Raw genomic sequence first — 22,773 nt, 5'->3', positions numbered from 1 at the left:
AGAGCGCCTCCCCTTGCCAAGCATAACAGCACGTCTGGGTTAAGCTTTCGCCCCATCATCGCCCGGCACTATGGCCGCGGAAAGGCAGGGCCGGTAGCGGCGCCGCGCCGATCAGCCCGGCAACGGCTGCGGCGGGTGCCAGATCGAAGGACGGCAGGAAGCGGGCAAAGGGCGCCACGACGGGAGACAAGCCGACCGTGGTCGGCACGCCGCTGTCGCTCGCAAAACCCAGGCATTCGGCTCCACGCCACAGCGCCGGCTCGGCGGCCAGCGCGGCGCTCGCAAGGCTGGACGGTATGCCGTCTTCGGCAATATCCCGCTTTGCAGCCGCGGCCTGTCCGAGCGGCGCGATCAACAATGCGCCTGAGCTGTCGCCCAATGTGACACGCCGACGGCCGTCCCAAAGGACATCGCCGGTCGCCGGCACGGCCAGGGGCAGGCCGCGCGCTTCACGGCGCAGGAAGATGCCGGCGCGCCGCGCGTCGACCACCGTCCGCGACAATGTGGCGCAAAGCGGTCCGGCCCGCAGCCGGGAAAACAGCGCCTGGCTGCGCGCCTCGTCGGGCAGGAAGGATACGCCGCCAATAGTCGCCAGCAGGATGCGCATGGCGTAGACAGCAGCCGGGGCATCACCAGATGCCGCAAATGCAGGATCCAAACGGACGAGCCCCGGGACTGGACAACAGGCAAAGTCACGGATCAGCATGGCTGCGCGCTGCCCGAGTTCTTCGCGCTCGGCGCCAGCCTGCCCGGCCCGCGCGATCAGCTCCGCGAAACGCCGCTCGCCGTCCTCGCCGGCAAGTGCGGCCCGGATGCGCGGCCGTTCGAACAACTCGTCGAGATTGGTTGGATCCTCGGCCCAGCCGGCATTGCGGCGCCTCAGCATGTCGCGCAGCGCTTCGCGCCGCATGCCGAGCAGCGGCCTGACGATCCAGTGCCGCCAATCGTAGAGCGTGGCCGGCGCCATCCCCGCTAGGCCGCGGCCTGCCATTTCGGCAAGTCCTCGGCCCTCATCCCGCGCGTGCCGCATCAGCACGGTCTCGGCCTGGTCGTCGGCGGTATGGCCGGTCAGGATCAGGTCGATGCCTTCCTCTTGCGCGGCCTGCGCCAGCAATCGATAGCGCGCCTCGCGCGCGGCGGCGGGCAGGCCGCTCGACGGCTTTGGTCCGGACCAGCGAAGGGTGCGATGCGCGATGCCGCGCTCGGCGCAGAGGCTGGCTACGGCTCGCGCTTCCGCCGCCGAGCCAGACCGCAGATCATGATCGATCGTCACTGCCAGCAGCCTGGTGGCCGGCGCGGTGCGGTCGAGATGGTTTTTGAGGAGAAGGAGGAGGGCGGTCGAGTCGCTGCCGCCAGACACGGCTGCAATGGCGCCGTTGGTAAAGTCGATCTTGGAAAAATCCGAAAGGTCAGGCCCTGTAAGGTCAGGCCTGGTATCGAGCGTCAGCACGCCGCGAGCGCCCTTTCCTGCTTGATACGTTCCTTGAGCGCGCTGGAAAGGTCGGGATAGCGCTTGCCGATCTCGCCGAAAGTGGCGCACGCCACGTCGTTCTGCTTCAGGCCGACCAGCGACACGCCGAGCTTCAAAAGCATGTCGGGAGCCTTCTTGGCCTTCGGATAGTCCTTGCTGGCGGCGAGGAATATCTCGGCCGCGTCGCGGTATTTCTGCTGGCCGAGCAGCGATTCACCCAGCCAGTAATGCGCGTCCGCCGCCTTGGCGTCCTTGGGGAAGCGGCTGATGTGGTCGCGGAAACCCTGTTCGGCGGTGCCGTAGTCGCCCGACAGGATGAACTGGTAGGAGTTGCGATAGAGTTCGTCGGGATTGTTGGTGGACGGCAGCGCCGCGACCACCGTGCCGTCGGCCTTGCCGGTCTTAGGCCCGGTTGCCGGAGCCTCGGTGGCCGGAGCGGCAGTCTCCGCCGGCGCGCTCGCCTGCGTGTTGCCACCGGCCTCGACCACGTTGCCGTTCTTGTCGACGGTAATGGTGCCGAAGGTCTTCGGCGGCGCGCCGTTGATCACCTTGCCGGGATCGCCGGTCTGCGATTCGACGATGACCTCGCCGACGCTCTGGCCATCGGCCGGCGGCGTGGCCGCATCGGCAGGTGCCTGCGTCGCCGGGGCCTCGGCGACGCTGTTATCGGTATTCTCCGGCGCCGCATCCGACTTCTTCTGTGCCGGCTGCTGGGCTCCCTGGGTGCCGCCTTCAAGCTGCTGGAAGCGGAACTCGTTGTCTTCCTGCTGCTTGCGCATCTGCTCCTGCATCTGCAGGATCTGGAAATTGAGTTCCTCGATCTTGCCGTTCATCTGCCGCAGCTGGTCTTCCAGACCGGTGGCGCCGGCAGGATCCTGCTGCGCCACCTGCTGCTGGTCCGGCTTTTTCTTCTGGCCGAAAATACCCAGCGTCGGCAGGTGGAAGGAGAACCCGCTGTCTGCTGCTTGCCCGGTTTCGCTTGCCGGGGCGGCGATGCTTGATACGAGCAGCAGCGCGAGCGTGCCGCTCAGGACCGTTCTGAAATGCATTATGTCTCTCGCCGTGAAATCGTTTGTCTGTTGCGCCCTTCCGATCAGAGTGGGACCAAGCGCCCTCGGCTCATAGCAGGGCCTGAGACTTCGGCCAAATTTTGTTTGGCCGAAGGATATCGAAGCGGCACATGAAAAAGGCGGCCCCGAGGCCGCCTTTCGCACAGGTGTGTTGTATTTTTGCCGATCAGGAACCGGCGCCGCCCAGCGTGGTGACGGCGCGGCGATTCTGCGACCAGCAGGAGATGTCGTCGCAGACCGCGACCGGACGTTCCTTGCCGTAGGAGATCGTCTTCAGGCGCTGCGCCGAGACACCCTTGGCGACCAGGAAGTCGCGGGTGGCGGCGGCGCGGCGGGCGCCGAGCGCCAGATTGTATTCGCGCGTGCCGCGCTCGTCGGCATGGCCTTCGATGACGATGGCATACTGCCTGTACTGGTTCAGCCACTGCGCCTGGCGGGCAAGCGTCGTTTGCGCGTCGGCGCGGATCGAGGACGAGTCGGTGTCGAAGAAGATGCGGTCGCCGATGTTGACGGTGAAGTCCTGCGCCGAGCCGGGCGTGGCCGCGCCGGCGCCGTTAAGGCCGAGATCGGCAGCGCTGTTCGGGGTCTTCTTCGAGGCGCAACCGGTGATGGCGAGCATCGCGACCAGCGCGATCATCACCGGGTTTCGAGTAAGTGCTGCGATACGGCCCATGCCGCCTCTCCTTCGCATTTCGAGTGATTTCGTTGATCACCCAGTAACCACGTTTGGGTTAACCGGCATTCAAGAAACACGGTTAAAATTTGGTTTCGGCTGCCCGTCCGCAGCCCTTTTGGCCGAGGCCACAATGGGCGCGGACCGTAGGCGGAAATGCGGCCAAAACGCGACCAAGACGTGAAAAAAGCCCCAAAATGGGGCTTTTCCGGCAGCGGCACCGAATTGCAACTGAGCACGGATGCTCGACTCGAGCATCCGTTGCCGGGACTACTCGAGCAGCGGCGACCAGGCCGGATCCGAGGCAAAGTTCGACGTCGGGATCGACTGTTCGTTGCGGCCGGTAAGATCGACCGAAACCAGCTTCGGCCCGCCATTGGCATCGCGGAAGAACATCAGCACGCGACCGTTCGGCGCCCAGGTCGGTCCCTCCTGCTGGAAGCCGGAGGACAGGATGCGCTCGCCGGAACCGTCGGTCTTCATGACGCCGATCTGGAACTCGCCGCCGGTCTGCTTGGTGAAGGCGATGAGGTCGCCGCGCGGCGACCACACCGGCGTCGAATAGACGCCGTCGCCGAAGGAGATGCGGGTCTGGCCCGAACCGTCGGCGCCCATAACATAGATCTGCGCGCGGCCGCCGCGGTCGGAGGTGAACACCACCTTGCTGCCGTCCGGCGAATAGGATGGCGAAGTGTCGATGGCGGTCGAATTGGTCAGTCGGGTGGTCGAACGGCTTCTCAGGTCCATGGCGAAGATGTTGGAGTTGCCGTCGTCGCGCAGCAGGCTCATGATCACCTTCTGGCCGTCAGGCGAAAAGCGCGGTGCAAAGGTCATGCCGGGAAAGTTGCCGACCAATTCGCGCTGCCCGGTCTCGATCTGCAGCAGATAGACTTTCGGCTGGCCGCTCTCATAAGACATATAGGTGATTTCCTGCCGGTTCGGCGAGAAACGCGGCGTCAGCACGATCGCCCGGCCGTCCGAGAGGTAGCGGACATTTGCGCCGTCCTGGTCCATGATGGCGAGACGCTTCTTGCGCGCGTTCTTGGCGCCGGATTCGTCGATGAAAACGACTCGGGTATCGAAATAGCCCTTCTCGCCGGTCAGCCGCTCATAGATGGCATCGGCGATGATGTGGGCGACACGCCTGGTGTTGGCGTCGTTGGCGAAGAACTGCTCACCCGACATCTGCTGACCGGCAAAGGTGTCCCACAGCCTGTACTGCGCGCGGATGCGGCCGTCGGCCTCCTTGCCGACGCTGCCCGTCACCAGCGCCTGCGCATTGATCACCTTCCAGTCGTCGAAGCGGGGCTGGGCGTCGGGATTGGAGATCTTCTCGATGAAGGCGCTCTTGTCGATCGGCGCGAACAGACCCGAACGCTTGAGATCGGCGCTGACGATGTCGGAAATCTCCGCCCCCAGCGCGTCGCCGCCCTGGAAGTCGGTGATGGCGATCGGCAGCGGCTCGACATTGCCCTTGTTGACGTTGAGCTCGACGAGCGCCCACGCCGGCAGCGGAGCCGCGGCCGTCATGCCCAGCGCCATCGCTGCAATCGTCAGGAGCGGCTTGAGGAAAGATCTCATATCTTCTCGCTTCTCTTCTTTGATTGTGTGGATGCCAGGCCTAGAGGCCAAGCATCTCCCTTGGATCGAAGGTGACCCGGATGTCGTTCCAGATGTCCTGCTTGCCGGCGGGAACCTGCAGGCCGGCCATGTCGCATTTCTGCACCGCGCGCACGGCGCTTTCGTCGAACTGGCGGTTGCCGCTCGATTGCTCGACTGATGGACGGCCGTCCAGCTTGCCGGAGGTGTCCAGGTTGAACCGGACCACGACGACGAAATTCTCGGAACCCTCGAGCCCGACCGGCAGGGTCCAGCAACCACCGAGCTGACTTTCCAGTGCCCCCTGCTCCGACTTGGAAAGCTTCGCGCCCTGATCTTTGTCGCCGCCAAGCGTCGATTGCTGGGTCGAGCGCTTGGCGCCGCCGCCGGACGGCTTCTGTTTGTCGAGCATGGCGGAAATCTCGTCGGCGTTGAACTGCTTGTCTTCGGACTTCGGCTTGGACGAAGCCTCCTTGACCGGCTTGTCGGCGTCCTTGCGGTCCGGCGCCTTGGCGCTTTCGGCCTGCGCCGGCTGCGGCTTCGGCCGGGCTTCCGGTGCCGGTGCGGAGTCCGGCAGTTGCGTCGTCTCGGTCGGCGGCTCCTGGGCAATGGCCTCGGCCACGGCGTCGGGCTTGACCTCCGGCTTCGGCTCGATCGCAGCAGTCTTGTCCTCCGGCGGCGTGGGGGCAGGTTCCTTGGCCGGCGTCGGCTTGGGCTCCGTCTGCTTCACCGGTTCGGGCTTGACCTCTTCCTTCGGCTGCGGCACCGGCGCCACCTCAGTCGCCGGAATCGGCTTCGGCTTTTCCTGCGGCTTCGGCACGTCCTCGGGCCTCGGCTTCTCGACCGGCGTTGGCGCCGGCGGCGGCGCCGACGTCATGTCGACAGGCTTCGGCTTGGCCTCCGGCGTTATCGGCTTGTCGGTGTCGACGCTGTTTTCGCCAATCTTCTGGGCAGCGGGAATGATGTCGGGACGCTGGGTCGGCACCGGCGCCGGCTTGTCATGCATCACCGCCTTCTTGTCGCCCTGCAGCACCTGCGCCACAGCTTCCGTCGGCACTATGTCGACCGACACGGATTCCACATCGGCCGCCGGCAGCGCAGCCGGCGACGTCAGCGTGAACAGCCCGAGAGCGAGCGCCACCGCATGCAAGATTACCGATGTGGTGAGCCCGGTCCTCATCTTCTTGTCTATTGATCCTGTTCCTGCAGCGAAACCAGGCCGATATTCTTGTAGCCGGCGGCCGAAATGCGGGCCATGACCTTCATGGCGGTGCCGTAGTCCGTCAGTTTGTCGCCACGGATGAAGATGCGCTCGTCATAGCCGGTCTTCGAGATCGCCTGCAGCTTCGCCACCAGTTCCTCGATCGGGATCTCGGTTTCCTGCAGATAGATCTGGCCGGTGGCGTTGATGGAGACGGTGATCGGCTGGGTGTCGACATTCATCGCCTTGGCCTGCGTATCCGGCAGGTCGATCGGCACGCCGACCGTCAGTAGCGGTGCCGCGACCATGAAGATGATCAAAAGCACCAGCATCACGTCGACCATCGGCGTGACGTTGATTTCCGACATCAGCGCATGATGGCGGCCGCGCCGCCTGTGGCCGCGCCCGCCGCGTCCCGACATGCCTACGGACATACCCATGTTTGTACCTCAGGCCTTCTGCGCGACTTTTTCATCGATTTGGCGCGAGAGTATGGCGGAGAACTCGTCCGAGAACCCTTCCATGCGCACCGCGATCTTGTTCGCGTCCGATGACAGCTTGTTGTAGGCGATGACGGCGGGAATGGCGGCGAGCAGGCCGATGGCGGTGGCCAGCAGCGCTTCGGCGATGCCGGGCGCCACCACCGCCAGGCTGGTGTTCTTTGACGCGGCAATGGCCTGGAACGAGGTCATGATGCCGATGACGGTGCCGAACAGGCCGATGAAGGGCGCGGCCGAGCCGGTGGTGGCGAGGAAGCCGAGCCGTCCCTCCAGCCGCTCCATCTCGCGCGTCAGCGCCAGGTCCATCGCCTTGTCGATGCGGGTCTGCAGGCCGAGCGGCGATTTCGCACCCTTCTCGAAGCTCTTCTTCCATTCGCGCATGGCAGCGACGAAGATCGCGCCCATGCCGGTCGTCTTGCGGTCGGCGAGCGTGCGGTAAAGCTCCTCCAGCGACTGTCCCGACCAGAACACCTGTTCGAAGCGGTTGAGCGCCAGCCGCATGCGGGCATAGGCGACCAGCTTGTCGATGATGATCGCCCAGGTCCAGATCGAGGCGCCGAGCAAACCGATCATGACCAGCTTGACCACCCAGTTGGCCTGCATGAACAGCGCCCAAATCGACAGATGCGCGCCCGGTTCGGCGAGTGCGATGTTTTCCATGGTTACGTCCTTAAAGATTTTCCGGGCATCGCTGGCGGCTGGCCCATGGGCATCCCTTGTGGTCCGTTCGCGCGAAGCTTGAAGCTTGAAGCTTGCGGAGCAACCCCGAAATGCGCCGTTCTCGGCCTTTTCGGGGCAAATATTGGTGAAAGGAAGGCGTTCGGATTCCGCCAATCTTCACCAATCTCTTCATGAACCGTTATGGTTAAGGATGGGTTAGGACATACGCGCGGCGCATTGCCGCGCCTTCCGGATCGCTTGGCGACGGTCGCGTCTGTTATTCGAATGGGTCGCCAAGAGCAATTCCAGGAAAAGTGCGTAGCGGTTTTCCGTCCGGAATTGCGCAAAATAAAGAGTTGGAGCGGGTCGGCTTTTCTATCAAAAGCTGAACCGCTCCAGGTCGCCGATGCGAGAAATATCAGCCGTTTGTCTTGGGTAAGAAAGCCGCCACCCAATCCTTCGGAAAGCGCCTTGGCCTTCCGTTCTCGCCGATGATCGCTGCCTCGACCCGCGCTTTGACCAGCAATTCGCTGCCGCGCTTCAGCTGTTGCGCCATGACGATGCGGGCGCCGGAAATGTCCTCGGTGCGCGTGTCGATGGTCAGGATGTCGTCCATGCGGGCGGGCGAGCGGAAATCGATCTCCATGCGCCTGACCACCCAGACGATCTTTTCGCCATGCTTGCCGTCGGCCAGCTCGGTATGGTGGACGCCGGCGAGCCTGAGATAATCGGAACGGCCGCGCTCGAAGAATTCGAGATAGCGCGCATGGTAGACGACGCCGGAGAAATCGGTGTCGGCATAGTAGACCCGCGCCATCAGCCGGTGGCCGAATTCCGTCAGTGCGCCGGAAAGCCCAGCCAGAAGCGCTGCCGATTCACCATGATCGTCCATCGCGCTTTCCTTTTCGAACCCGACGGGGCAGGTGTTTGTGGTGCAGGAACCGCATGGCACTGTTGAGAGCGATGATCAAGACCTTGCTGGCAACGCTGCTGGTGCTGGCTTCCGTGGCGCTGCCTGGCCAGGCGGCGACCTTCTCCATGAAGCGCGGCCTCAACCTCGACCAGTGGACGACCTGGGTCGGCGAGGAGAAGTGGAACGCCCCGAAAGCCATCCTGCCTTATCCCGAGTGGCGCAAGTTCCTCAAAGATGACGATCTCAAGGCGCTGAAGGACGCCGGCTTCGATTTCCTGCGCATGCCGGTCGACCCCTCGCCGTTCCTCTCCGACGAGACGGTGGCGCTGCGCGACGACCTCTATGCCAGCGTGCTGGACTCGGTGCGCATGATCAACCGAGCCGGGCTGAAGGTCATCGTCGACATGCACTTGATCCCGTCCGGCGGCAACCGCAAGATCGGCATGGGCGAGGTGATGGACGACCCCGAAGCCTTCGAAGCCTATGTCGAGATGGTGCGCAAGATGGCGCGCACGCTTGCCGCCGAAGATCCGCGCCAGGTTGCCTTCGAGCCGATGAACGAGCCGATCGCCGACTGCGACGGCGACGGCACCAGCCTGTGGCCTGACCGGCAGCTGAAACTGTTCGCGGCGGCGCGCGCCTCGGCGACGAAGCTCACCCTGATCCTGACCGGAGCCTGCTATTCCAGCGCCGCCTCGCTGGCGAAGATCGATCCGAAGATGATCGCCGACGACAACATCATCTGGACTTTCCATTCCTATGATCCGTTCCTGCTCACTCATCAGGGCGCAACCTGGGCCGGCGATTTCATCCGCTATGTCACCGGTCTGCCCTTTCCGTTGACCGCGGTGCCGCACGCTCAGCTCGATGTGGCGCTGGACACGATCCGCGCCCGGATCAAGGCCGAAGCGCCATGGGCACGACAGAGCGGCATGCTTGCCTATCTCGACGAGCAGGTCGCCAGCATGGACACGGACGAAAAGCTGCTTGCTCTGATGGACGCGCCGTTCAAGACGGTGGAAAGCTGGGCCAAGACCAATGGCATCAAGCCGGAAAACATCACGCTGGGTGAGTTCGGCATGATTCGCCAGGAATACGGCAATTCCTATGTGATGCCCGGCGATTATCGCGCAGCCTATGTCAGGGACATGATTGCGCGCGCCGAAGCGCACGGCTTTTCATGGTCGGTGTGGAGTTTTGGCGGCGCCTTCGGCATCGTCGATGCCTTCGATGGCGACAAGGCCGAGCCTGAAGTGATGGACGCGATCAGGTCGCTTCACTGAAACGCCTGAGGTTGAAGCGCTTCAGACGGAACCAAGATCGATCTGCAGGATTTCGGGGCGCATGCCGAAGCGCACCGGCATGATGCTGAAGCCGAGCCCGCCGGATACGATCAGGTTGCGGTCCTGTTCCACGACATGGCCATAGGCGTAGCGGTTGCCATACCGTGATGGCACGACAGGCGAATAGCCGAACAGCCGCACCTGCCCGCCATGGGTGTGGCCGGACAGGGTCAGCGAAACCCGCGACGGCACCTTCGGGAATATGTCCGGCTCATGCGCCAGCAGGATGACGGGCGCGCCGTCGCTTACCTTGGCCAGCGTACCGTCGAGATCGTCCAGGCCCTTGAAACCGGTCCGGCCCCAGGCCTGGCCAGGGCGTAGTGCCAGCTGATCCGCAAGTCCGGCAAGCCAGAAGCCGTGTCCGTCCTTTTCCAGGCGCACGACATCGTTCTCCAGCACCGGAATGCCGACAGCCTCCAGCGCCTTGCGCGAAATCGTTGGCCCGGCTCCCGCCGCCTGCGCGGCATGATCGTGCCACCAGTCATGATTGCCGAGGATCGACAAGACGCCGAGCGGTGCCTTGAGACTTGACAGAGCCGAGGCCCATTCCAGTTCAGTCACCTGGTCCGTCACCAGGCGCATGCCAGCAATATAGTCGCCAAGCAGTACGATCAGGTCCGGCTGCAAGGCATTTGCCTCGGCGGCGAGCGAAGCAATCCGCTCGGGCGTCATCCAGGGACGGCACGCATGGATGTCGGCCAGCACGACGGTGCGCAGCTTGAGGCCCGCCGGCCAATGCGGCGGTGTCAGCGAATAGCGCTTCACATGCGTCAACAGCATCGGCTCGATGCCGACCGCATAGGCGCCAAGCGACACCATCGACAGGAACGAGCCGCCGATGAGGCGCAGGAAGCCACGTCTGGTGATCATCAATGAGCCCCGGCCTCTTGAGCAAGACTTGCCATGAAGCGGGCAATTGCGCCTTCACGCTGGCGGAGGCGAGGAGATTTTGCGCAGAAGAGCCGTTCCTCGGGCAACCGAAGAACAAATCTCCGTTACTCTTCCTGGAACAGGCTGATCTGCTGCTGCGCCAAATCCTTCGGCGCATCGAGGCCGAGGTGCCGCCAGGCGTTGGCGGTCAGCACACGCCCGCGCGGCGTGCGCTGGATGAAACCCTGCTGGATCAGGTAGGGCTCGATGATGTCCTCGATGGCGTCGCGCGGCTCGGAGAGCCCCGCGGCGATGGTCTCGATGCCGACCGGCCCGCCGCCGAAATTGCGGGCGATCATCGACAGATAGCGACGGTCGAGCGCATCGAGGCCGAGCGCATCGACCTCCAGCCGGGTCAGCGCCTCGTCGGCGATCCGGCGGTCGACATGACCGTCACCGGCGACCGATGCAAAATCGCGCACGCGGCGCAGCAGCCGGCCGGCGATACGCGGCGTGCCGCGCGCGCGCCGCGCGATCTCCAGCGCGCCGTCGTCGCCCAGTGGCATCGACAGAATCCGGGCGCCGCGGCGCACGATCTGCTCCAGTTCCTCGACCGTGTAGAAATTGAGCCGGACCGGAATGCCGAAACGGTCGCGCAGCGGATTGGTCAACAGGCCGAGGCGAGTGGTGGCGGCAACGAGCGTGAAGCGGGCAAGGTCGATCTTGACGGAACGCGCCGCCGGCCCTTCGCCGATGATCAGGTCGAGCTGGAAATCCTCCATCGCCGGATAGAGGATTTCCTCGACCGCCGGATTGAGCCGGTGGATCTCGTCGATGAACAGCACATCACGGTCTTCAAGGTTGGTGAGCAGCGCCGCCAGATCGCCGGCCTTGGCGATGACCGGACCGGAGGTCGAGCGGAAATTGACGCCGAGCTCGCGCGCCATGATCTGCGCCAGCGTCGTCTTGCCGAGACCGGGCGGGCCGACGAACAGCACATGGTCGAGCGCCTCGCCGCGCCCCTTGGCGGCGTCGACGAAGACCTTGAGGTTGGCCCGCACCGCCGCCTGGCCGACGAAGTCGTCAAGCGTCTGCGGCCGCAAGGTCTGCTCGGCATCCTCGCCGCGTTTGTCGGGGGCGATCAGGCGGGGCGAAAGGCTCATGCTGCCTTCCTTGCACAGGGCAGGGAACGGAACAAGCGACGCCTCACCGCGCCAGTTCCTTCAGCCCAAATCGAATGAGCTTCGAGGCATCGGCGCCCTCGCCGGCCGTCTTCAGCGCCGCTGAGACTGCATTGGCGGCGATGTCGCGCGAATAGCCGAGATTGACCAGCGCCGAGACGGCATCGGTGATCGGCGCAGGTGCGACGCCTTCGCCGAGCTCCTGCTTGAGGCCGATGGTGCCGGAGGCAGCACCGGCATAGGCCGGCGCCTTGTTCTTCAATTCGGTGACGATGCGCTCGGCCACCTTCTTGCCGACGCCCGGCGCGCGAGAGACCATGGCGATGTCGCGCAACGCGATCGCATTGGCGAGATCGGCCGGCGCCAGCGTCGACAAGATCGCCAGCGCCACCTTGGCGCCGACACCCTGCACATTGTTCATCAGCAACCGGAACCATTCGCGTTCCAGCACCGACTGGAAGCCGTAAAGCCGGATCATGTCCTCGCGCACATAGGTCTCGATGAACAGCACCACCGCCTCGCCGGGCGCCGGCAACGCGGCAAGTGTACGCGCCGAGCAATAGGCGACATAGCCGACGCCATGCACATCGACGAGGCAGAAATCCTCCTCGATCTCGTCCAGCGTACCCTTCAGCTTGCCGATCATACGTGATCCCTCATGCCAGAGCCGCCATCCGGTAGGCGACGCTCTGCCGGTGATGCGCGTGGCAGATGGCGATGGCCAGCGCATCGGCGGCGTCGTCGCTGTCGAAGGTCGCCTTAGGCATCAGCACCTTGACCATCATGTGGATCTGCTTCTTGTCGCCATGGCCGACGCCGATCACCGCCTTCTTGACAGCGTTGGGCGCATATTCGGCCACGACCAGCCCGGCGCGCGCCGGCACCAGCATTGCAACTCCGCGCGCTTGGCCGAGCTTCAGCGTCGCCGTCGCATCCTTGTTGACGAAGGTCTGCTCGACCGCAGCCTCGTGCGGCATGGCGGCGTGCAGCACCTCGGCCAGCCCGTCATGCAGCTGGCAGAGTCGAACCGCCAGCGCCGCCTTGTCGTCGGAACGCACGGTGCCGGAGCCGACGAAGCGCAGCAAATTGCCGAGGCTCTCGACGATGCCCCAGCCGGTGCGCCTGAGCCCCGGATCGATACCGATGATGCGAATCGCTTCCCCCATCCGCCAAATCTACCCCAGGCGAACGGTGATGCCAGCGAAATGTGAACAAACCAGAAACAATGCCGCTCAGCAGCTCACTGGCTGCTTGAGACTCCGCTCTGTTGGGAGAAATGCCGCGGCTTTTCAGCCGCGGGCAAAGGCCGTGTTCAGCAAGCTGATCTGGTCGGAAACCGGATTGGCGCGACGGACCGCCGGCGGCGTGTCGGCGAAGGCGTTGCCGTAGATCTCCTCGTCCATGCGGCGCACCAGCGCCTGCAGGCGCAGCGAGCGGGTGACGAGGTCGAGAAAATCCGCCGGCAATTCGGCCCAGCCGATCGCCTCGTCATGCGCCGAAGCGGTGTCGAGACGCACCTTGGATTTTTCCGACGCGACCTGATCGCGGGTCATCTCGCCGGAATTGGCTGCCCGCTGCAGAAGCAGCCAGGAAGCGACCTGCATCAGCCTGGTGGTCAGCCGCATCGACTCGGCCGCATAAAGGGTTGCCGCCGTCCGCGACAGCTTCTTTGCCTCGGCGCGGCCCTTGCCGTCGAGATATTCGGCAGCCTGCTCGACCAGGCCCATGCCCTCCTGGTAGAGTGGCTTGAAGGACTGTGAGAAAACCCGGCGCTCCGCCAATTTAATGGTTTTCGCGCTCCCCTTGGAAGGCTCGTTCATCGATACGCCCCTGCACTGCCGCAAGCCGATTCGGCATCGTATGCCGTCACGCCCTGAACCCTAAATGACTGAAGCTTGAAAATGCGCTTCGCCGCCGGTGAAGGCAAGCACATGTTTAACGAAGGGTTAACGGCGGAGGCGGCGTGGATGTCGTGCCGGCCGCGGACAAAAAAAGAGCCGCGGATAAGGCGGCTCTCAGGAGTTTAACAGGGAGGCGTCAAACAAAGTGGCTCCAACCACTCGGTAAGAATCCAGATCACTGGATGCGCATAGTAAACGCTCGTAAAGCTTAATGAACCCTTAACGGGGCCGGAAAAATTCTCATCGTGCCGCAGATCTGTACCGCTTCGGGACAGGGCGGGCATCGCCCACACCCGTGACAAACGGGCGTCGATACAAGCCGGTCTCCCTCCCGACATCGTTCCGAAACAGCCGCCACGCTAAACGCCCGCTCCTCTGAACCGGGCGGCCGCGTCGCCTGCAATCATTTGGGATATCCAGGGAGAGACCCATGGACTGGTACTCGATCGTCAAATTCCTCCACATCGTCTCGGCCACCCTATGGGTCGGCGGCGGTTTCGTGCTGTTCCTGCTTGGCGTGCTTGCCGAGCGCGCCGGCAACATCGAGGACAAGCTGCAGGCGATGCGCGCCAGCGGGCAGCTGGGCGGCCGTTTCTTCGCGCCGATGTCGATGCTGACGCTTATCTTCGGGCTCATCATGTGCGGCTTCTGGACCGGCTTCTCCGACCTGTGGATCCTGATCGGCCTTGCCGGCTACGCCACCACCTTCTCGATCGGCATGTTCATCTTCAAGCCGACCGCCGAGCGTATGGCCGGCATGATCGCCAAGGACGGCGTGACGCCGGCCGCCCTTGCCGTGGGCCAGCGCATGATGAGCGTGGCGCGCTTCGACTATGCGGTGATGCTGGTGATCGTCGCCGACATGGTTCTCAAGCCGACCGCGCACGACCTCGCCGTCCTTGCCGGCATGGCGCTGGTCGTGGCGGCAGGCGCAACGCTCGCCTTTGGCGGCAGCCGCCGGCTGATGCCGAGCGCTGCCTGAAGCCGATGATGGTTGGGGGCTTCCGGATGGCCGCCCTCGTCGTCTCCCGATCTCATCGGAATGGAACAGGCTCTAGAAGAGGCCGGCAATCCCGTCCCACAGAAGCTTGACCGCGACGACCGCCACGGTCGCGTAGGTGAACGGATAAAAAACCTCCGGCCGCATGCGTCGCACCAGCCAGGCGCCGGCGATGGTCGAGAGCGGCGCCAATGGCATCAGCACCGCCGATGCGGTCAAATTGGCGGTGTCGAACTGGCCGAGCGCGAAGTAGGGGATGAGCTTCAGCGCATTGGTGGCGGCGAAGAAGATCGCCGATGTCCCCGACAGCACCTTCGGATCGAGCCGGATCGGCAGCGCATAGACCTGGAAGGGCGGGCCGCCGACATGGGCAACGAAGCTGGTGAAGCCGGCGACGGTGCCCCAGAAGGCTGCCGCCACGCGGTTGGGCGCCGCGGCATGGTCGGATCCGTGGCGGAACTGCAGATAGAGCCAGCGCAGCACGAAGATCAGCGCGACCGCGCCGACGATTAGACGCACCATCTCTTCGGTGACCAAAGCTGCTGTCAGCCAGCCGAGGCCAATGCCGATCACCGCGCCTGGCATCATGTCGACCAGCATCTTGCGGTCGTAGACGCCCCACCATGTCCAGACCGAAACGATATCCATCAGGCACAGGATCGGCAGCAGGATGGCGGCGGCCTGGACCGGCGGCATCGTCAGCGCCATCAAGGGCACGCCGACAAAGCCGACCGCCCCGCCAAAGCCGCCTTTCGATAGGCCGACGAGAATAACCGCCGGAAGGGCGGCGGCATAGAACCACGGATCGGCGAGCAGACCTGACATGAGAGGAGAGAGGTGGCTGGAGGAATGGCGGGAGCCCTGCAATAACCCAGAAACCTTTGCGCCGCGACAGCCAATATTGGAGGCAGCGGCTGCTGGCGATCAACTGTCCGTAACTCGCCGCTCCAGATTTGCGGCGAGGCTGCTGCCGACGCATAAGGTCGCCGGCCTGTGCACGCAGTTTTGAGAATGAGCGAAATCATTATCCGCCGCGCGGAAGAAGCCGACCTCCCGGCCATCGTCGCCATGCTTGCGGACGATCCGCTTGGACGTGGCCGCGAAGATACCAGCCTGCCGCTTGCCAAACCCTATCGCGATGCCTTTGCGGCCGTAGACGCGGATCCCAACCAGTTTCTCGCCGTCATGACCGAAGGCAGCCGCATCATCGGCACGCTGCAGATCGCCTACCTTGCCGGGCTGTCGCTCCAGGGGGCCTTGCGCGGCCAGATCGAAGCCGTCCGCATCGCCGACGACCGGCGCGGAACAGGACTGGGGCAACGGCTGCTCGAGTGGGCGGTCGAAGAATGCCGCCGACGCGGCTGCAAACTTGTCCAACTGACGACCAACAAGAGCCGCCTCGACGCGCATCGCTTCTATGAGCGGCTTGGCTTCAAGGCCAGCCATATAGGCTACAAGCTGGAACTCTAGAGCAATTCCAGGAAAAGTGTGAAACGGTTTTCCGTCCGGAATTGCGTCAAAACAAACAGATAGAGCGGTTCTGCGTTTCTGTGAAACAATGAAGCGCTCTGGATCAGCTTCGTCCGGCGAGGGCCTCCAGCGGCGGCGGGCGGCGCCTGATCGGCTGCGCCTTGATGATGGCCGTGCTGGTTTCCGCCTTGTCGGCGATACGGTCGAGCAGGTGGTCCAGTTCGCCGATCGAACGCACGAACAGCCGCGCGACAAAGCAGTCGTCGCCCGTGACCTTGTCGCATTCGCCGAACTCTGGGATCTCCTCGATCAGCTTCTGCACGATATGCAGCTTGCCGGGCAAGGGGCGGATGCGCACGATCGCCTGCAGCGAAAAGCCCAGCGCCTGCGGATCGATCTCGATGGTGAAGGCCCGGATGACGCCGCGCTCCTCGAGCCGCCGCAGCCGCTCCGAGACGCTCGGCGACGACAGCCCGACCTGCTGCGCCAGGTCCTTCAACGACATTCGCGAATCCTTCACCAGGATCTCGAGAAGCTTCCTGTCCAGCTCATCCAGCATTTTTACTTCCTGAAATAAAAGCCCAAGAACGCCTAATAAAATAAGGCTCTCTCTCGCGACCGCCTTTTCTATCTCATGGAACGCGCTCGCGCAACATGGGATTGTCAGGCATCGACGATCCAGGGAGCAAGCGATGGACAATACAGTGCGCGGCACGATCGAGATGACGGCGGCCATGGCGATCCTCGGCACGATCGGCTGGTTCGTCGTCATGTCGGGTCAGCCGATCATGGACGTGGTGTTCTGGCGTTGTGCCTTCGGCGCCGTCACGCTGCTGGTCATCTGCGCGGCACTTGGCTTGCTGCGCGGCAGGCTGACGCTTCGCATCGTCGGCATCGCCGCTCTCGGCGGCGCGGCCATTGTCATCAACTGGCTGCTTCTGTTCAGCGCCTTTTCGCGCGCCTCGATCTCGATCGCGACCGCCGTCTACAACACCCAGCCCTTCATGCTGGTCGGCTTCGGCGCGCTGTTCTTCGCCGAGCGGCTGACCCTGACCAAGCTGACCTGGCTTGGCATTGCCTTCGCAGGCATGCTGCTGATCGTGCAGGCGACGCCTGACACCGGCGATGTCGGCACCGACTATTTCACCGGCATCGCGATGGCGCTGGGGGCGGCCTTCTTCTGGGCCGTCGCCGCCATCGTCACCAAGAAGCTCAAGGGCACGCCGCCACACCTGATCGCGCTGATCCAGGTCTGCGTCGGCGTCGTCATGCTGGTGCCCTTCGCCAATCTGTCCCAGCTTCCCGCCGACGCATGGAGCTGGGCCATGCTGGCGACGCTCGGCGTCGTCCACACCGGCCTGATGTACATACTGATGTATGGCGCCATCCAGAAGCTGCCGACGCACCTGCAGGGATCGCTGTCCTTCATCTATCCCATCGTGGCAATCCTGGTCGATGTCGTTGCCTTCGGCCATCGGCTGCATCCCGCCCAGATCATCGGCGCCGCCGCCATCCTGATCGCCGCCGCCGGCATGAATCTCGGTTGGACGCTGTGGAAGTCGAAGCCACCAGTCGAAAGCCCTCAAGCCGTCAAATGATCCGCAGACTGGCTGCCCGCCGACGTTCGTAAACCAAGGCCATCGCAACGATCCCCGCCCGCCTGTTCAAGACGGGCGCTTTGCTCTATGCCGCAATGCAACCATCTTCGCCCGGCATAGGCGAAAACCGGGATCGAAAGCCAATGAACGACGCCACACCGCCCAACCGCTGCCGCATCGTGCTGATCGCGCCGAAAGACGCGCCGGCCGAGCGCATTGCGGCGGCCTTCGAAGGCGGCGACGTCGCCTCGCTCATCCTGCCTGAAAACGGCATGGACGAGGCCTCCTTCCAGGCCTTCGCCGAACAGATCGTGCCGCTCGCACAGGCGGCCGGCATCGCCGTCGTCATCGCAGGCGACAGCCGCATCGCCGGACGTGTCCAGGCCGACGGCATCCATGTCGAGGTCTCCAAGGCCGAACTCGCCGAGACCATCCAACATTTCCAGGGGAAAATGATGGTCGGCGCCGGCGGCGCCAAGACCCGCGACGATGCGCTGGAACTCGGTGAAGCCAGGCCCGACTACATCTTCTTCGGCCGCTTCGGCTACGACAACAAGCCTGAGCCGCATCCGCGCAACCTGTCGCTCGGGCAATGGTGGGCGGATATGATCCAGATTCCCTGCATCGTCATGGCCGGCTCCGACATCGCTTCCGTCGAAACCGTGGCCGCCACGGGTGCCGAATTCGTGGCGCTGTCCAGCGCCGTCTTTGCCGACGGCATCGACCCGAAGGCGGCGATCGCCACCGCCAATGCGATGCTTGACGAAACCGCGCCGCGTTTCGAGGACTGACGTGCGCTGGCCGCGGTTTCCTCTCCTGGCTCTGGTCGCGGCCGTTGCGGCCCAGTCCGCCTCTGCCGCGCAAAGCGTTCCGCTGCCGCAGCCCAAGCTTGATGCAGGCACGCATGTGGACAAGCCGATCGAGACGCCGCTGCCCCAGCCCGCCACCACGGCCCCGCTGCCGTCGGCCGACACCATCAACCCCGATCGTTTCGGCGCCAAGCCGGCGGATCCGGCCTACGGCGCCTTTCAGCGCGGACTCTACAAGACCGCCTACAATCTCGCTTTGGTGCGCGCGCAGAACGGCGATCCGGCGGCCGAGACGCTGGTGGCCGAGATCCTGTCGCGCGGGCTTGGCGTGCCGCTGAACGCGGCGGAAGCTGCGAAATGGTACGCGCTTGCCGCCGAGCAGGGCGTGCCGGAATCGCAGTTTCAGTACGCGCTGATGCTGCTCGACGGCCGCTACGTCAACAAGGACGAGAAGGGGGCCTATGCGCTGATGCAAGCCGCCGCCGAGGCCGGCAATCGTCTGGCGCAGTTCAATTTCGCGCAATTGCTTGTCCAGCAGGACCCGGGTGATGTCGGCATGGCCAAGGCCGCGTCCTACTACGAACGCGCCGCAGCCACCGGGCTCGCCGACGCGCAATATGCGATGGCGCAGATTTATGCCAACGGCATCGGCGGCAAGCCGCGCGACGATGCCCGGGCACGCACCCTTTTGGCGCAGGCCGCCAGGCAGAATTACGACACAGCGCAGATCGACCTCGCCACCTGGATGATCGAAGGGCGCGGCGGCACGCGCGACCTTAAATCCGGCTTCGGCTGGATGAAGCAGGCCGCCGAGGGCGGCAACGTCGCGGCCCAGAACCGCCTCGCCAAGCTCTACATGGAAGGCATCGGCACTGACCCCGACCTGGTCCTGGCCGGCGCCTGGTACATCGTCGCCCGCCGCGCCGGGCTGATCGATCCGCAGATGGACGATTTCCTGCAAGGCCTGACCGACGACCAGACCAGGCAGTCGCTGCAGAAGGCCAACCGCCTGCCTTGACCGGCCACGCATTGTCATGCGCAGGCCGCACGCGGACGGCAGGCCTGCGAGGGAACGGCCTCACCACGGTTCGGGGCCGCCTTGCGTCGCTCCCTTGCCTCTGCAGCTTGCCTCGCTCCCTTGCCTCTCCAGCCGATTTGTGGTCTTGGAGGCGCCAAATCGCCGTCAGGGCGACAATCTCATTCCGGAACAACTCAACATGGCCAAGATCAATGGCAACGAAATCCGTCCGGGCTACGTCATCGAGCACGATGGCGGCCTGTGGGTGGCGGTCAAGACCAACACCGTCAAGCCCGGCAAGGGCGGCGCCTACAACCAGGTCGAGCTGAAGAACCTCATCAACGGCACCAAGCTCAACGAGCGCTTCCGCTCGGCCGAGACGGTCGAGCAGATCAGGCTGGAGATGAAGGACTTTTCCTTCCTCTACGAGCAGGGTGACGCGCTGGTGTTCATGGATACCGAGAGCTACGAGCAGCTCGAACTGCAGAAGGATTTCGTCGGCGACCGCGCCGCCTTTCTACAGGACGGCATGATGGTGACGGTGCAGCTCTATGAAGAGCGGCCGATCGGTATTTCGCTGCCCGACCAGGTGACGCTGACCATCACCGAGGCCGACCCGGTGGTGAAAGGCCAGACGGCGGCCTCGTCCTATAAGCCGGCGATCCTGGAAAACGGCATCCGCGTTCTCGTGCCGCCGTTCATCGGCGCCGGCGAGCGCATTCTCGTCGACACCAACGAAATCACTTACATTCGCCGCGCCGAGTAGGCAGCGAGCAGCGGGAAGAACAAAAATGGCGCGTTCCGCGATCCTCAATGTCATGGTTCAGGCTGCGATGAAGGCAGGCCGCTCGCTGTCGCGCGACTTCGGCGAAGTGCAGAACCTGCAGGTATCGATGAAGGGGCCGGGCGACTATGTCAGCCAGGCCGACCGCAAGGCCGAGGACATCCTGTTCACCGAACTGTCGAAGGCACGGCCGGGTTACTCCTTCCTGATGGAAGAGCGCGGCGCCGTCGAGGGCGATGACGGCCAGCACCGCTGGATCGTCGACCCGCTCGACGGCACCACCAACTTCCTGCATGGCATTCCGCTGTTTGCCATTTCGATCGCGCTCGAGCGCCAGGGCCAGATCGTCGCCGGCGTCATCTACAATCCGGCCATGGACGAGCTCTACACCGCCGAGCGCGGCGGCGGCGCCTTCATGAACGACCGCCGGCTGCGCGTCGCCGGCCGCACCAAGCTGGTCGACGCCGTGATCGGCTGCGGCATGCCGCATCTCGGCCGCGGCCAGCACGGCAATTTCCTTGTCGAACTGCGCAACGTGATGGCCGAGGTTTCGGGCGTGCGCCGCCTCGGCTCCGCCTCGCTCGATCTCGCCTATGTCGCCGCCGGCCGCATGGACGGGTTCTGGGAAGTCGGCCTGTCGGCCTGGGATATCGCCGCCGCCCTGCTCTTGATCCGCGAAGCAGGCGGCTTCGTCTCCGACTTCGACGGTGGCCAGGACATGCTGGACAACGGCTCGGTCGTCGCCGGCAACGAGATCATCCAGCGCGCGCTGTTGAAAACGGTGAAGAAGCCGGTTACGCCGCGCTGAAGCGCCGCAGTCGCAAAATCGCAACCAAAGCTTGAAATACTGTCCCGCAACCGCCCAGATACGGGCGATGCAGGACTATTCATGAGCGACACCGGACCGCATTCCCAGCTCGACATCCCGTTCGTGGGCCGCTGGCACTATTCGCGGGCCGAAATGATCGCCGACGGCATCGTGCATGCGGTGGGCATCGTGCTGGCGATCTCGGCCGGCTCGGCATTCCTGGCGCTGGCTGCCTTCCATGCCGGTCCGGGCGAGTATATCGCCGCCGCCTTCTATGTCGTGTCGCTGCTCACCGTCTTGTCGGTGTCGCTGGCCTACAATCTCTGGCCGATGTCTTCGCCGGCGAAGTGGATCCTGCGCCGCTTCGACCACGCCGCGATCTATCTCCTGATCGCCGCGACCTATACGCCCTTCCTCGCGCAGCTCGACGGCTCGCCGCTGGCTGTCTCGATGATCGTCCTGGTCTGGGTCTCGGCGGCGATCGGCATCGCCATAAAAGTGCTTCTTCCCGGCCGCTTCGACCGGCTGGCGGTCGTCTTCTATCTCGCCATCGGCTGGAGCGGCGTCGTCCTGGCCGGCCCGCTGGTGCAGACCTTGCCGACGACGTCAATCGCGCTGATCGTTGCCGGCGGCATTGTTTACTCCTGCGGCGTCATCTTCTTCGCCTGGAAGGGCCTGCGCTTCCACAACGCCGTCTGGCACGGCTTTGTCGTCACCGGCGCCGGCCTGCATCTGGCCGCGATGGTGGACTGTCTGGTGATAAACCGCTTCTGAGCTTTGGCGGGCAATATTGCCAAGCGCCATTCAATTTGGTCACAATTCCGTTTAGAGTCGCGAACAAGTTGATCGGCGGCAGCGGCATCGGAAACGGGGCACGAATGGCTTTTCTCAGATCCTTCGGCATCGGCAGACGCTCCGACGTTCTGATCTACGACCCCCATAAACTATCGAGCCCGCAGGTTTTTCTGCTGACCATGCTGATCTTCCTGGTCATCGTGGGCTTCATCGCCGCCATCCTGACCCGCCAGGTCTCGAGCGCATTCGTCACCAATCCGGGCCTTAACGGGCTGATCATCGGCGTGCTGGTGGTCGGCATCCTGCTTGCCTTCGCCCAGGTCGGGCGCCTGTTTCGCGAGGTGCGCTGGGTCAACTCCTTCCGCGCCGGCTCGGAAACCACCGAACCGGTGCTGCTGGCACCGATGAAGGCGATGATCGGCCGCTCGTCGACGGTGGCCTTCTCGACAAGCTCGATGCGCACCATGCTCGATTCGATCGCCACCCGCCTCGACGAAAGCCGCGACACCTCGCGCTATCTCGTCGGCCTCCTGGTGTTCCTCGGCCTGCTCGGCACCTTCTGGGGCCTGCTCAATACCATCGGGTCGATCCGCGAAACCATCGAATCGCTCGATCCCGGCACAGGTGACGCCGCCGCCGTGCTGGATTCGCTCAAGCAAGGCCTGTCGGCGCCGCTTGCCGGCATGGGCACCGCCTTCTCGTCGTCGCTGTTCGGCCTGTCCGGCTCGCTGGTGCTCGGCTTCCTCGACCTGCAGGCCGGCCGTGCCCAGACCCGATTCTACACCGAGCTGGAGAACTGGCTGTCCTCGGTCACCGATCTCTCCTCCGACATCGTCGTTGCCGATCCGGCCAGGAACGAGCCGTCCGACGAGATCCGCCTGTTGTCGGAAAGGCTGCGCAGCCTGCAGGAAAATGGCGGCGGCTCCAATCCGCGCGTCGCCACCGCCATGGCCAATCTCGCCGACGGCATCTCCGGCCTGGTCAAGAACATGCGCTCCGAGCAGCAGATCATGCGCGACTGGGTCGAGGCCCAGTCCGATGAGCAGAAGGCGATGCGCAACACGCTGGAAAAGATCGCCGACGCCCTGAAGAAGCAGGGAGTCCACTAG

The 22,773-nt window shown here is 64.2% G+C and carries 25 protein-coding genes; 10 read left to right on the top strand and 15 right to left on the bottom strand.

Annotated elements, in window-relative coordinates; translation table 11 throughout:
* Positions 1–55: 55 nt before the first annotated feature.
* From tilS to ybgC, 8 genes are all read right to left on the bottom strand, one after another.
* Positions 56–1,450 carry a tRNA lysidine(34) synthetase TilS gene (gene tilS, locus AC1RUK_RS30920; RefSeq protein WP_481837587.1) on the bottom strand — a complete coding sequence of 465 codons (1,395 nt, stop codon included), beginning with the start codon at positions 1,448–1,450 and terminating at the stop codon, positions 56–58.
* Complete coding sequence (gene ybgF, locus AC1RUK_RS30915) at positions 1,444–2,520, bottom strand: tol-pal system protein YbgF (RefSeq protein WP_481837588.1); 1,077 nt, start codon at positions 2,518–2,520, stop codon at positions 1,444–1,446. The genes tilS and ybgF overlap by 7 nt, the downstream gene beginning before the upstream one ends.
* A 187-nt stretch (positions 2,521–2,707) precedes the next feature.
* A complete protein-coding gene (gene pal / locus AC1RUK_RS30910; RefSeq protein WP_436169598.1) occupies positions 2,708–3,214 on the bottom strand; it encodes a peptidoglycan-associated lipoprotein Pal in 507 nt (168 codons plus the stop codon).
* A 270-nt stretch (positions 3,215–3,484) separates the two neighbouring features.
* On the bottom strand, positions 3,485–4,756 hold the full coding sequence (gene tolB / locus AC1RUK_RS30905) for a Tol-Pal system beta propeller repeat protein TolB (RefSeq protein WP_244425862.1): 1,272 nt from the start codon (positions 4,754–4,756) through the stop codon (positions 3,485–3,487).
* 79 nt (positions 4,757–4,835) lie between these two features.
* Complete coding sequence (locus AC1RUK_RS30900; protein ID WP_481837589.1) at positions 4,836–5,993, bottom strand: energy transducer TonB family protein; 1,158 nt, start codon at positions 5,991–5,993, stop codon at positions 4,836–4,838.
* Positions 5,994–6,001: 8 nt separating this feature from the next.
* The gene (gene tolR / locus AC1RUK_RS30895) at positions 6,002–6,454 is read right to left on the bottom strand and encodes a protein TolR (RefSeq protein WP_436169600.1); all 453 of its coding nucleotides are present in this window, start codon (positions 6,452–6,454) and stop codon (positions 6,002–6,004) included.
* Positions 6,455–6,463: 9 nt separating this feature from the next.
* Positions 6,464–7,174: a protein TolQ gene (gene tolQ / locus AC1RUK_RS30890; RefSeq protein ID WP_481837590.1), complete on the bottom strand. Its 711-nt coding sequence runs from the start codon at positions 7,172–7,174 to the stop codon at positions 6,464–6,466.
* A 418-nt stretch (positions 7,175–7,592) separates the two neighbouring features.
* Entirely contained in the window at positions 7,593–8,066 is a 474-nt protein-coding gene (gene ybgC, locus AC1RUK_RS30885) for a tol-pal system-associated acyl-CoA thioesterase (RefSeq protein WP_481837591.1), read from the bottom strand.
* Positions 8,067–8,119: 53 nt separating this feature from the next.
* Here ybgC and AC1RUK_RS30880 point away from each other — a divergent pair, with 53 nt between their 5' ends.
* Positions 8,120–9,370, top strand: a complete 1,251-nt coding sequence (locus tag AC1RUK_RS30880; protein ID WP_481837592.1) for a glycoside hydrolase family 5 protein — start codon at positions 8,120–8,122, stop codon at positions 9,368–9,370.
* A gap of 21 nt (positions 9,371–9,391) precedes the next feature.
* Here the strand turns inward: AC1RUK_RS30880 and AC1RUK_RS30875 are convergent, their stop codons facing one another.
* The 5 genes from AC1RUK_RS30875 to rcdA form a co-directional block, all read right to left on the bottom strand.
* Positions 9,392–10,300, bottom strand: coding sequence for a metallophosphoesterase (locus AC1RUK_RS30875; RefSeq protein ID WP_481837593.1), 909 nt, complete (start codon positions 10,298–10,300; stop codon positions 9,392–9,394).
* Positions 10,301–10,425: 125 nt separating this feature from the next.
* Positions 10,426–11,463, bottom strand: a complete 1,038-nt coding sequence (gene ruvB, locus AC1RUK_RS30870) for a Holliday junction branch migration DNA helicase RuvB (RefSeq protein WP_006200120.1) — start codon at positions 11,461–11,463, stop codon at positions 10,426–10,428.
* Positions 11,464–11,506: 43 nt separating this feature from the next.
* Positions 11,507–12,127 (bottom strand): Holliday junction branch migration protein RuvA, encoded by a 621-nt coding sequence (gene ruvA / locus AC1RUK_RS30865; protein WP_404282964.1) that lies wholly within the window; start codon positions 12,125–12,127, stop codon positions 11,507–11,509.
* Between the two features lie 10 nt (positions 12,128–12,137).
* Complete coding sequence (gene ruvC, locus AC1RUK_RS30860) at positions 12,138–12,647, bottom strand: crossover junction endodeoxyribonuclease RuvC (RefSeq protein ID WP_481837594.1); 510 nt, start codon at positions 12,645–12,647, stop codon at positions 12,138–12,140.
* A 123-nt stretch (positions 12,648–12,770) separates the two neighbouring features.
* Positions 12,771–13,301, bottom strand: coding sequence for a protease adaptor protein RcdA (gene rcdA / locus AC1RUK_RS30855; RefSeq protein ID WP_481837595.1), 531 nt, complete (start codon positions 13,299–13,301; stop codon positions 12,771–12,773).
* A gap of 511 nt (positions 13,302–13,812) precedes the next feature.
* On the opposite strand from rcdA, the gene AC1RUK_RS30850 reads away from it, so the two are divergent.
* Positions 13,813–14,364 (top strand): DUF2269 family protein, encoded by a 552-nt coding sequence (locus tag AC1RUK_RS30850; protein ID WP_481837596.1) that lies wholly within the window; start codon positions 13,813–13,815, stop codon positions 14,362–14,364.
* A gap of 72 nt (positions 14,365–14,436) precedes the next feature.
* Here AC1RUK_RS30850 and AC1RUK_RS30845 read toward each other — a convergent pair whose 3' ends face one another.
* Positions 14,437–15,207 (bottom strand): sulfite exporter TauE/SafE family protein, encoded by a 771-nt coding sequence (locus AC1RUK_RS30845; protein ID WP_481837597.1) that lies wholly within the window; start codon positions 15,205–15,207, stop codon positions 14,437–14,439.
* A 186-nt stretch (positions 15,208–15,393) separates the two neighbouring features.
* On the opposite strand from AC1RUK_RS30845, the gene AC1RUK_RS30840 reads away from it, so the two are divergent.
* Positions 15,394–15,852, top strand: a complete 459-nt coding sequence (locus AC1RUK_RS30840; protein ID WP_481837598.1) for a GNAT family N-acetyltransferase — start codon at positions 15,394–15,396, stop codon at positions 15,850–15,852.
* Between the two features lie 103 nt (positions 15,853–15,955).
* Here the strand turns inward: AC1RUK_RS30840 and AC1RUK_RS30835 are convergent, their stop codons facing one another.
* Positions 15,956–16,411, bottom strand: a complete 456-nt coding sequence (locus tag AC1RUK_RS30835; protein WP_481839346.1) for an Lrp/AsnC family transcriptional regulator — start codon at positions 16,409–16,411, stop codon at positions 15,956–15,958.
* 133 nt (positions 16,412–16,544) lie between these two features.
* On the opposite strand from AC1RUK_RS30835, the gene AC1RUK_RS30830 reads away from it, so the two are divergent.
* The 7 genes from AC1RUK_RS30830 to AC1RUK_RS30800 all read left to right on the top strand — a co-directional run bounded on the left by AC1RUK_RS30830 (position 16,545) and on the right by AC1RUK_RS30800 (position 22,773).
* Positions 16,545–17,450, top strand: coding sequence for a DMT family transporter (locus tag AC1RUK_RS30830; RefSeq protein WP_481837599.1), 906 nt, complete (start codon positions 16,545–16,547; stop codon positions 17,448–17,450).
* 143 nt (positions 17,451–17,593) lie between these two features.
* Complete coding sequence (locus AC1RUK_RS30825; RefSeq protein WP_481837600.1) at positions 17,594–18,241, top strand: thiamine phosphate synthase; 648 nt, start codon at positions 17,594–17,596, stop codon at positions 18,239–18,241.
* Between the two features lies 1 nt (position 18,242).
* Entirely contained in the window at positions 18,243–19,277 is a 1,035-nt protein-coding gene (locus AC1RUK_RS30820; protein ID WP_481840161.1) for a tetratricopeptide repeat protein, read from the top strand.
* 199 nt (positions 19,278–19,476) lie between these two features.
* Positions 19,477–20,043 (top strand): elongation factor P, encoded by a 567-nt coding sequence (gene efp, locus AC1RUK_RS30815; protein ID WP_006200133.1) that lies wholly within the window; start codon positions 19,477–19,479, stop codon positions 20,041–20,043.
* A 25-nt stretch (positions 20,044–20,068) separates the two neighbouring features.
* Positions 20,069–20,869, top strand: coding sequence for an inositol monophosphatase family protein (locus AC1RUK_RS30810; protein WP_006200134.1), 801 nt, complete (start codon positions 20,069–20,071; stop codon positions 20,867–20,869).
* A gap of 81 nt (positions 20,870–20,950) precedes the next feature.
* On the top strand, positions 20,951–21,643 hold the full coding sequence (gene trhA, locus AC1RUK_RS30805; RefSeq protein ID WP_481837601.1) for a PAQR family membrane homeostasis protein TrhA: 693 nt from the start codon (positions 20,951–20,953) through the stop codon (positions 21,641–21,643).
* 104 nt (positions 21,644–21,747) lie between these two features.
* The gene (locus tag AC1RUK_RS30800; RefSeq protein ID WP_120013626.1) at positions 21,748–22,773 is read left to right on the top strand and encodes a MotA/TolQ/ExbB proton channel family protein; all 1,026 of its coding nucleotides are present in this window, start codon (positions 21,748–21,750) and stop codon (positions 22,771–22,773) included.

Source organism: Mesorhizobium monacense (genome assembly GCF_056781675.1).
This window is presented reverse-complemented; position numbering and strand designations above follow the sequence as displayed.

Excerpts from the sequence above, each read along its gene's own strand:
- ybgF (WP_481837588.1), bottom strand. The coding sequence starts at position 2,520 with ATGCATTTCAGAACGGTCCTGAGCGGCACGCTCGCGCTGCTGCTCGTA.
- pal (WP_436169598.1), bottom strand. The coding sequence starts at position 3,214 with ATGGGCCGTATCGCAGCACTTACTCGAAACCCGGTGATGATCGCGCTG.
- tolB (WP_244425862.1), bottom strand. The coding sequence starts at position 4,756 with ATGGCGCTGGGCATGACGGCCGCGGCTCCGCTGCCGGCGTGGGCGCTC.
- AC1RUK_RS30900 (WP_481837589.1), bottom strand. The coding sequence starts at position 5,993 with ATGAGGACCGGGCTCACCACATCGGTAATCTTGCATGCGGTGGCGCTC.
- tolR (WP_436169600.1), bottom strand. The coding sequence starts at position 6,454 with ATGGGTATGTCCGTAGGCATGTCGGGACGCGGCGGGCGCGGCCACAGG.
- tolQ (WP_481837590.1), bottom strand. The coding sequence starts at position 7,174 with ATGGAAAACATCGCACTCGCCGAACCGGGCGCGCATCTGTCGATTTGG.
- ybgC (WP_481837591.1), bottom strand. The coding sequence starts at position 8,066 with ATGGACGATCATGGTGAATCGGCAGCGCTTCTGGCTGGGCTTTCCGGC.
- AC1RUK_RS30880 (WP_481837592.1), top strand. The coding sequence starts at position 8,120 with ATGGCACTGTTGAGAGCGATGATCAAGACCTTGCTGGCAACGCTGCTG.
- AC1RUK_RS30875 (WP_481837593.1), bottom strand. The coding sequence starts at position 10,300 with ATGATCACCAGACGTGGCTTCCTGCGCCTCATCGGCGGCTCGTTCCTG.
- ruvB (WP_006200120.1), bottom strand. The coding sequence starts at position 11,463 with ATGAGCCTTTCGCCCCGCCTGATCGCCCCCGACAAACGCGGCGAGGAT.
- ruvA (WP_404282964.1), bottom strand. The coding sequence starts at position 12,127 with ATGATCGGCAAGCTGAAGGGTACGCTGGACGAGATCGAGGAGGATTTC.
- ruvC (WP_481837594.1), bottom strand. The coding sequence starts at position 12,647 with ATGGGGGAAGCGATTCGCATCATCGGTATCGATCCGGGGCTCAGGCGC.
- rcdA (WP_481837595.1), bottom strand. The coding sequence starts at position 13,301 with ATGAACGAGCCTTCCAAGGGGAGCGCGAAAACCATTAAATTGGCGGAG.
- AC1RUK_RS30850 (WP_481837596.1), top strand. The coding sequence starts at position 13,813 with ATGGACTGGTACTCGATCGTCAAATTCCTCCACATCGTCTCGGCCACC.
- AC1RUK_RS30845 (WP_481837597.1), bottom strand. The coding sequence starts at position 15,207 with ATGTCAGGTCTGCTCGCCGATCCGTGGTTCTATGCCGCCGCCCTTCCG.
- AC1RUK_RS30840 (WP_481837598.1), top strand. The coding sequence starts at position 15,394 with ATGAGCGAAATCATTATCCGCCGCGCGGAAGAAGCCGACCTCCCGGCC.
- AC1RUK_RS30835 (WP_481839346.1), bottom strand. The coding sequence starts at position 16,411 with ATGCTGGATGAGCTGGACAGGAAGCTTCTCGAGATCCTGGTGAAGGAT.
- AC1RUK_RS30830 (WP_481837599.1), top strand. The coding sequence starts at position 16,545 with ATGGACAATACAGTGCGCGGCACGATCGAGATGACGGCGGCCATGGCG.
- AC1RUK_RS30825 (WP_481837600.1), top strand. The coding sequence starts at position 17,594 with ATGAACGACGCCACACCGCCCAACCGCTGCCGCATCGTGCTGATCGCG.
- efp (WP_006200133.1), top strand. The coding sequence starts at position 19,477 with ATGGCCAAGATCAATGGCAACGAAATCCGTCCGGGCTACGTCATCGAG.
- AC1RUK_RS30810 (WP_006200134.1), top strand. The coding sequence starts at position 20,069 with ATGGCGCGTTCCGCGATCCTCAATGTCATGGTTCAGGCTGCGATGAAG.
- trhA (WP_481837601.1), top strand. The coding sequence starts at position 20,951 with ATGAGCGACACCGGACCGCATTCCCAGCTCGACATCCCGTTCGTGGGC.
- AC1RUK_RS30800 (WP_120013626.1), top strand. The coding sequence starts at position 21,748 with ATGGCTTTTCTCAGATCCTTCGGCATCGGCAGACGCTCCGACGTTCTG.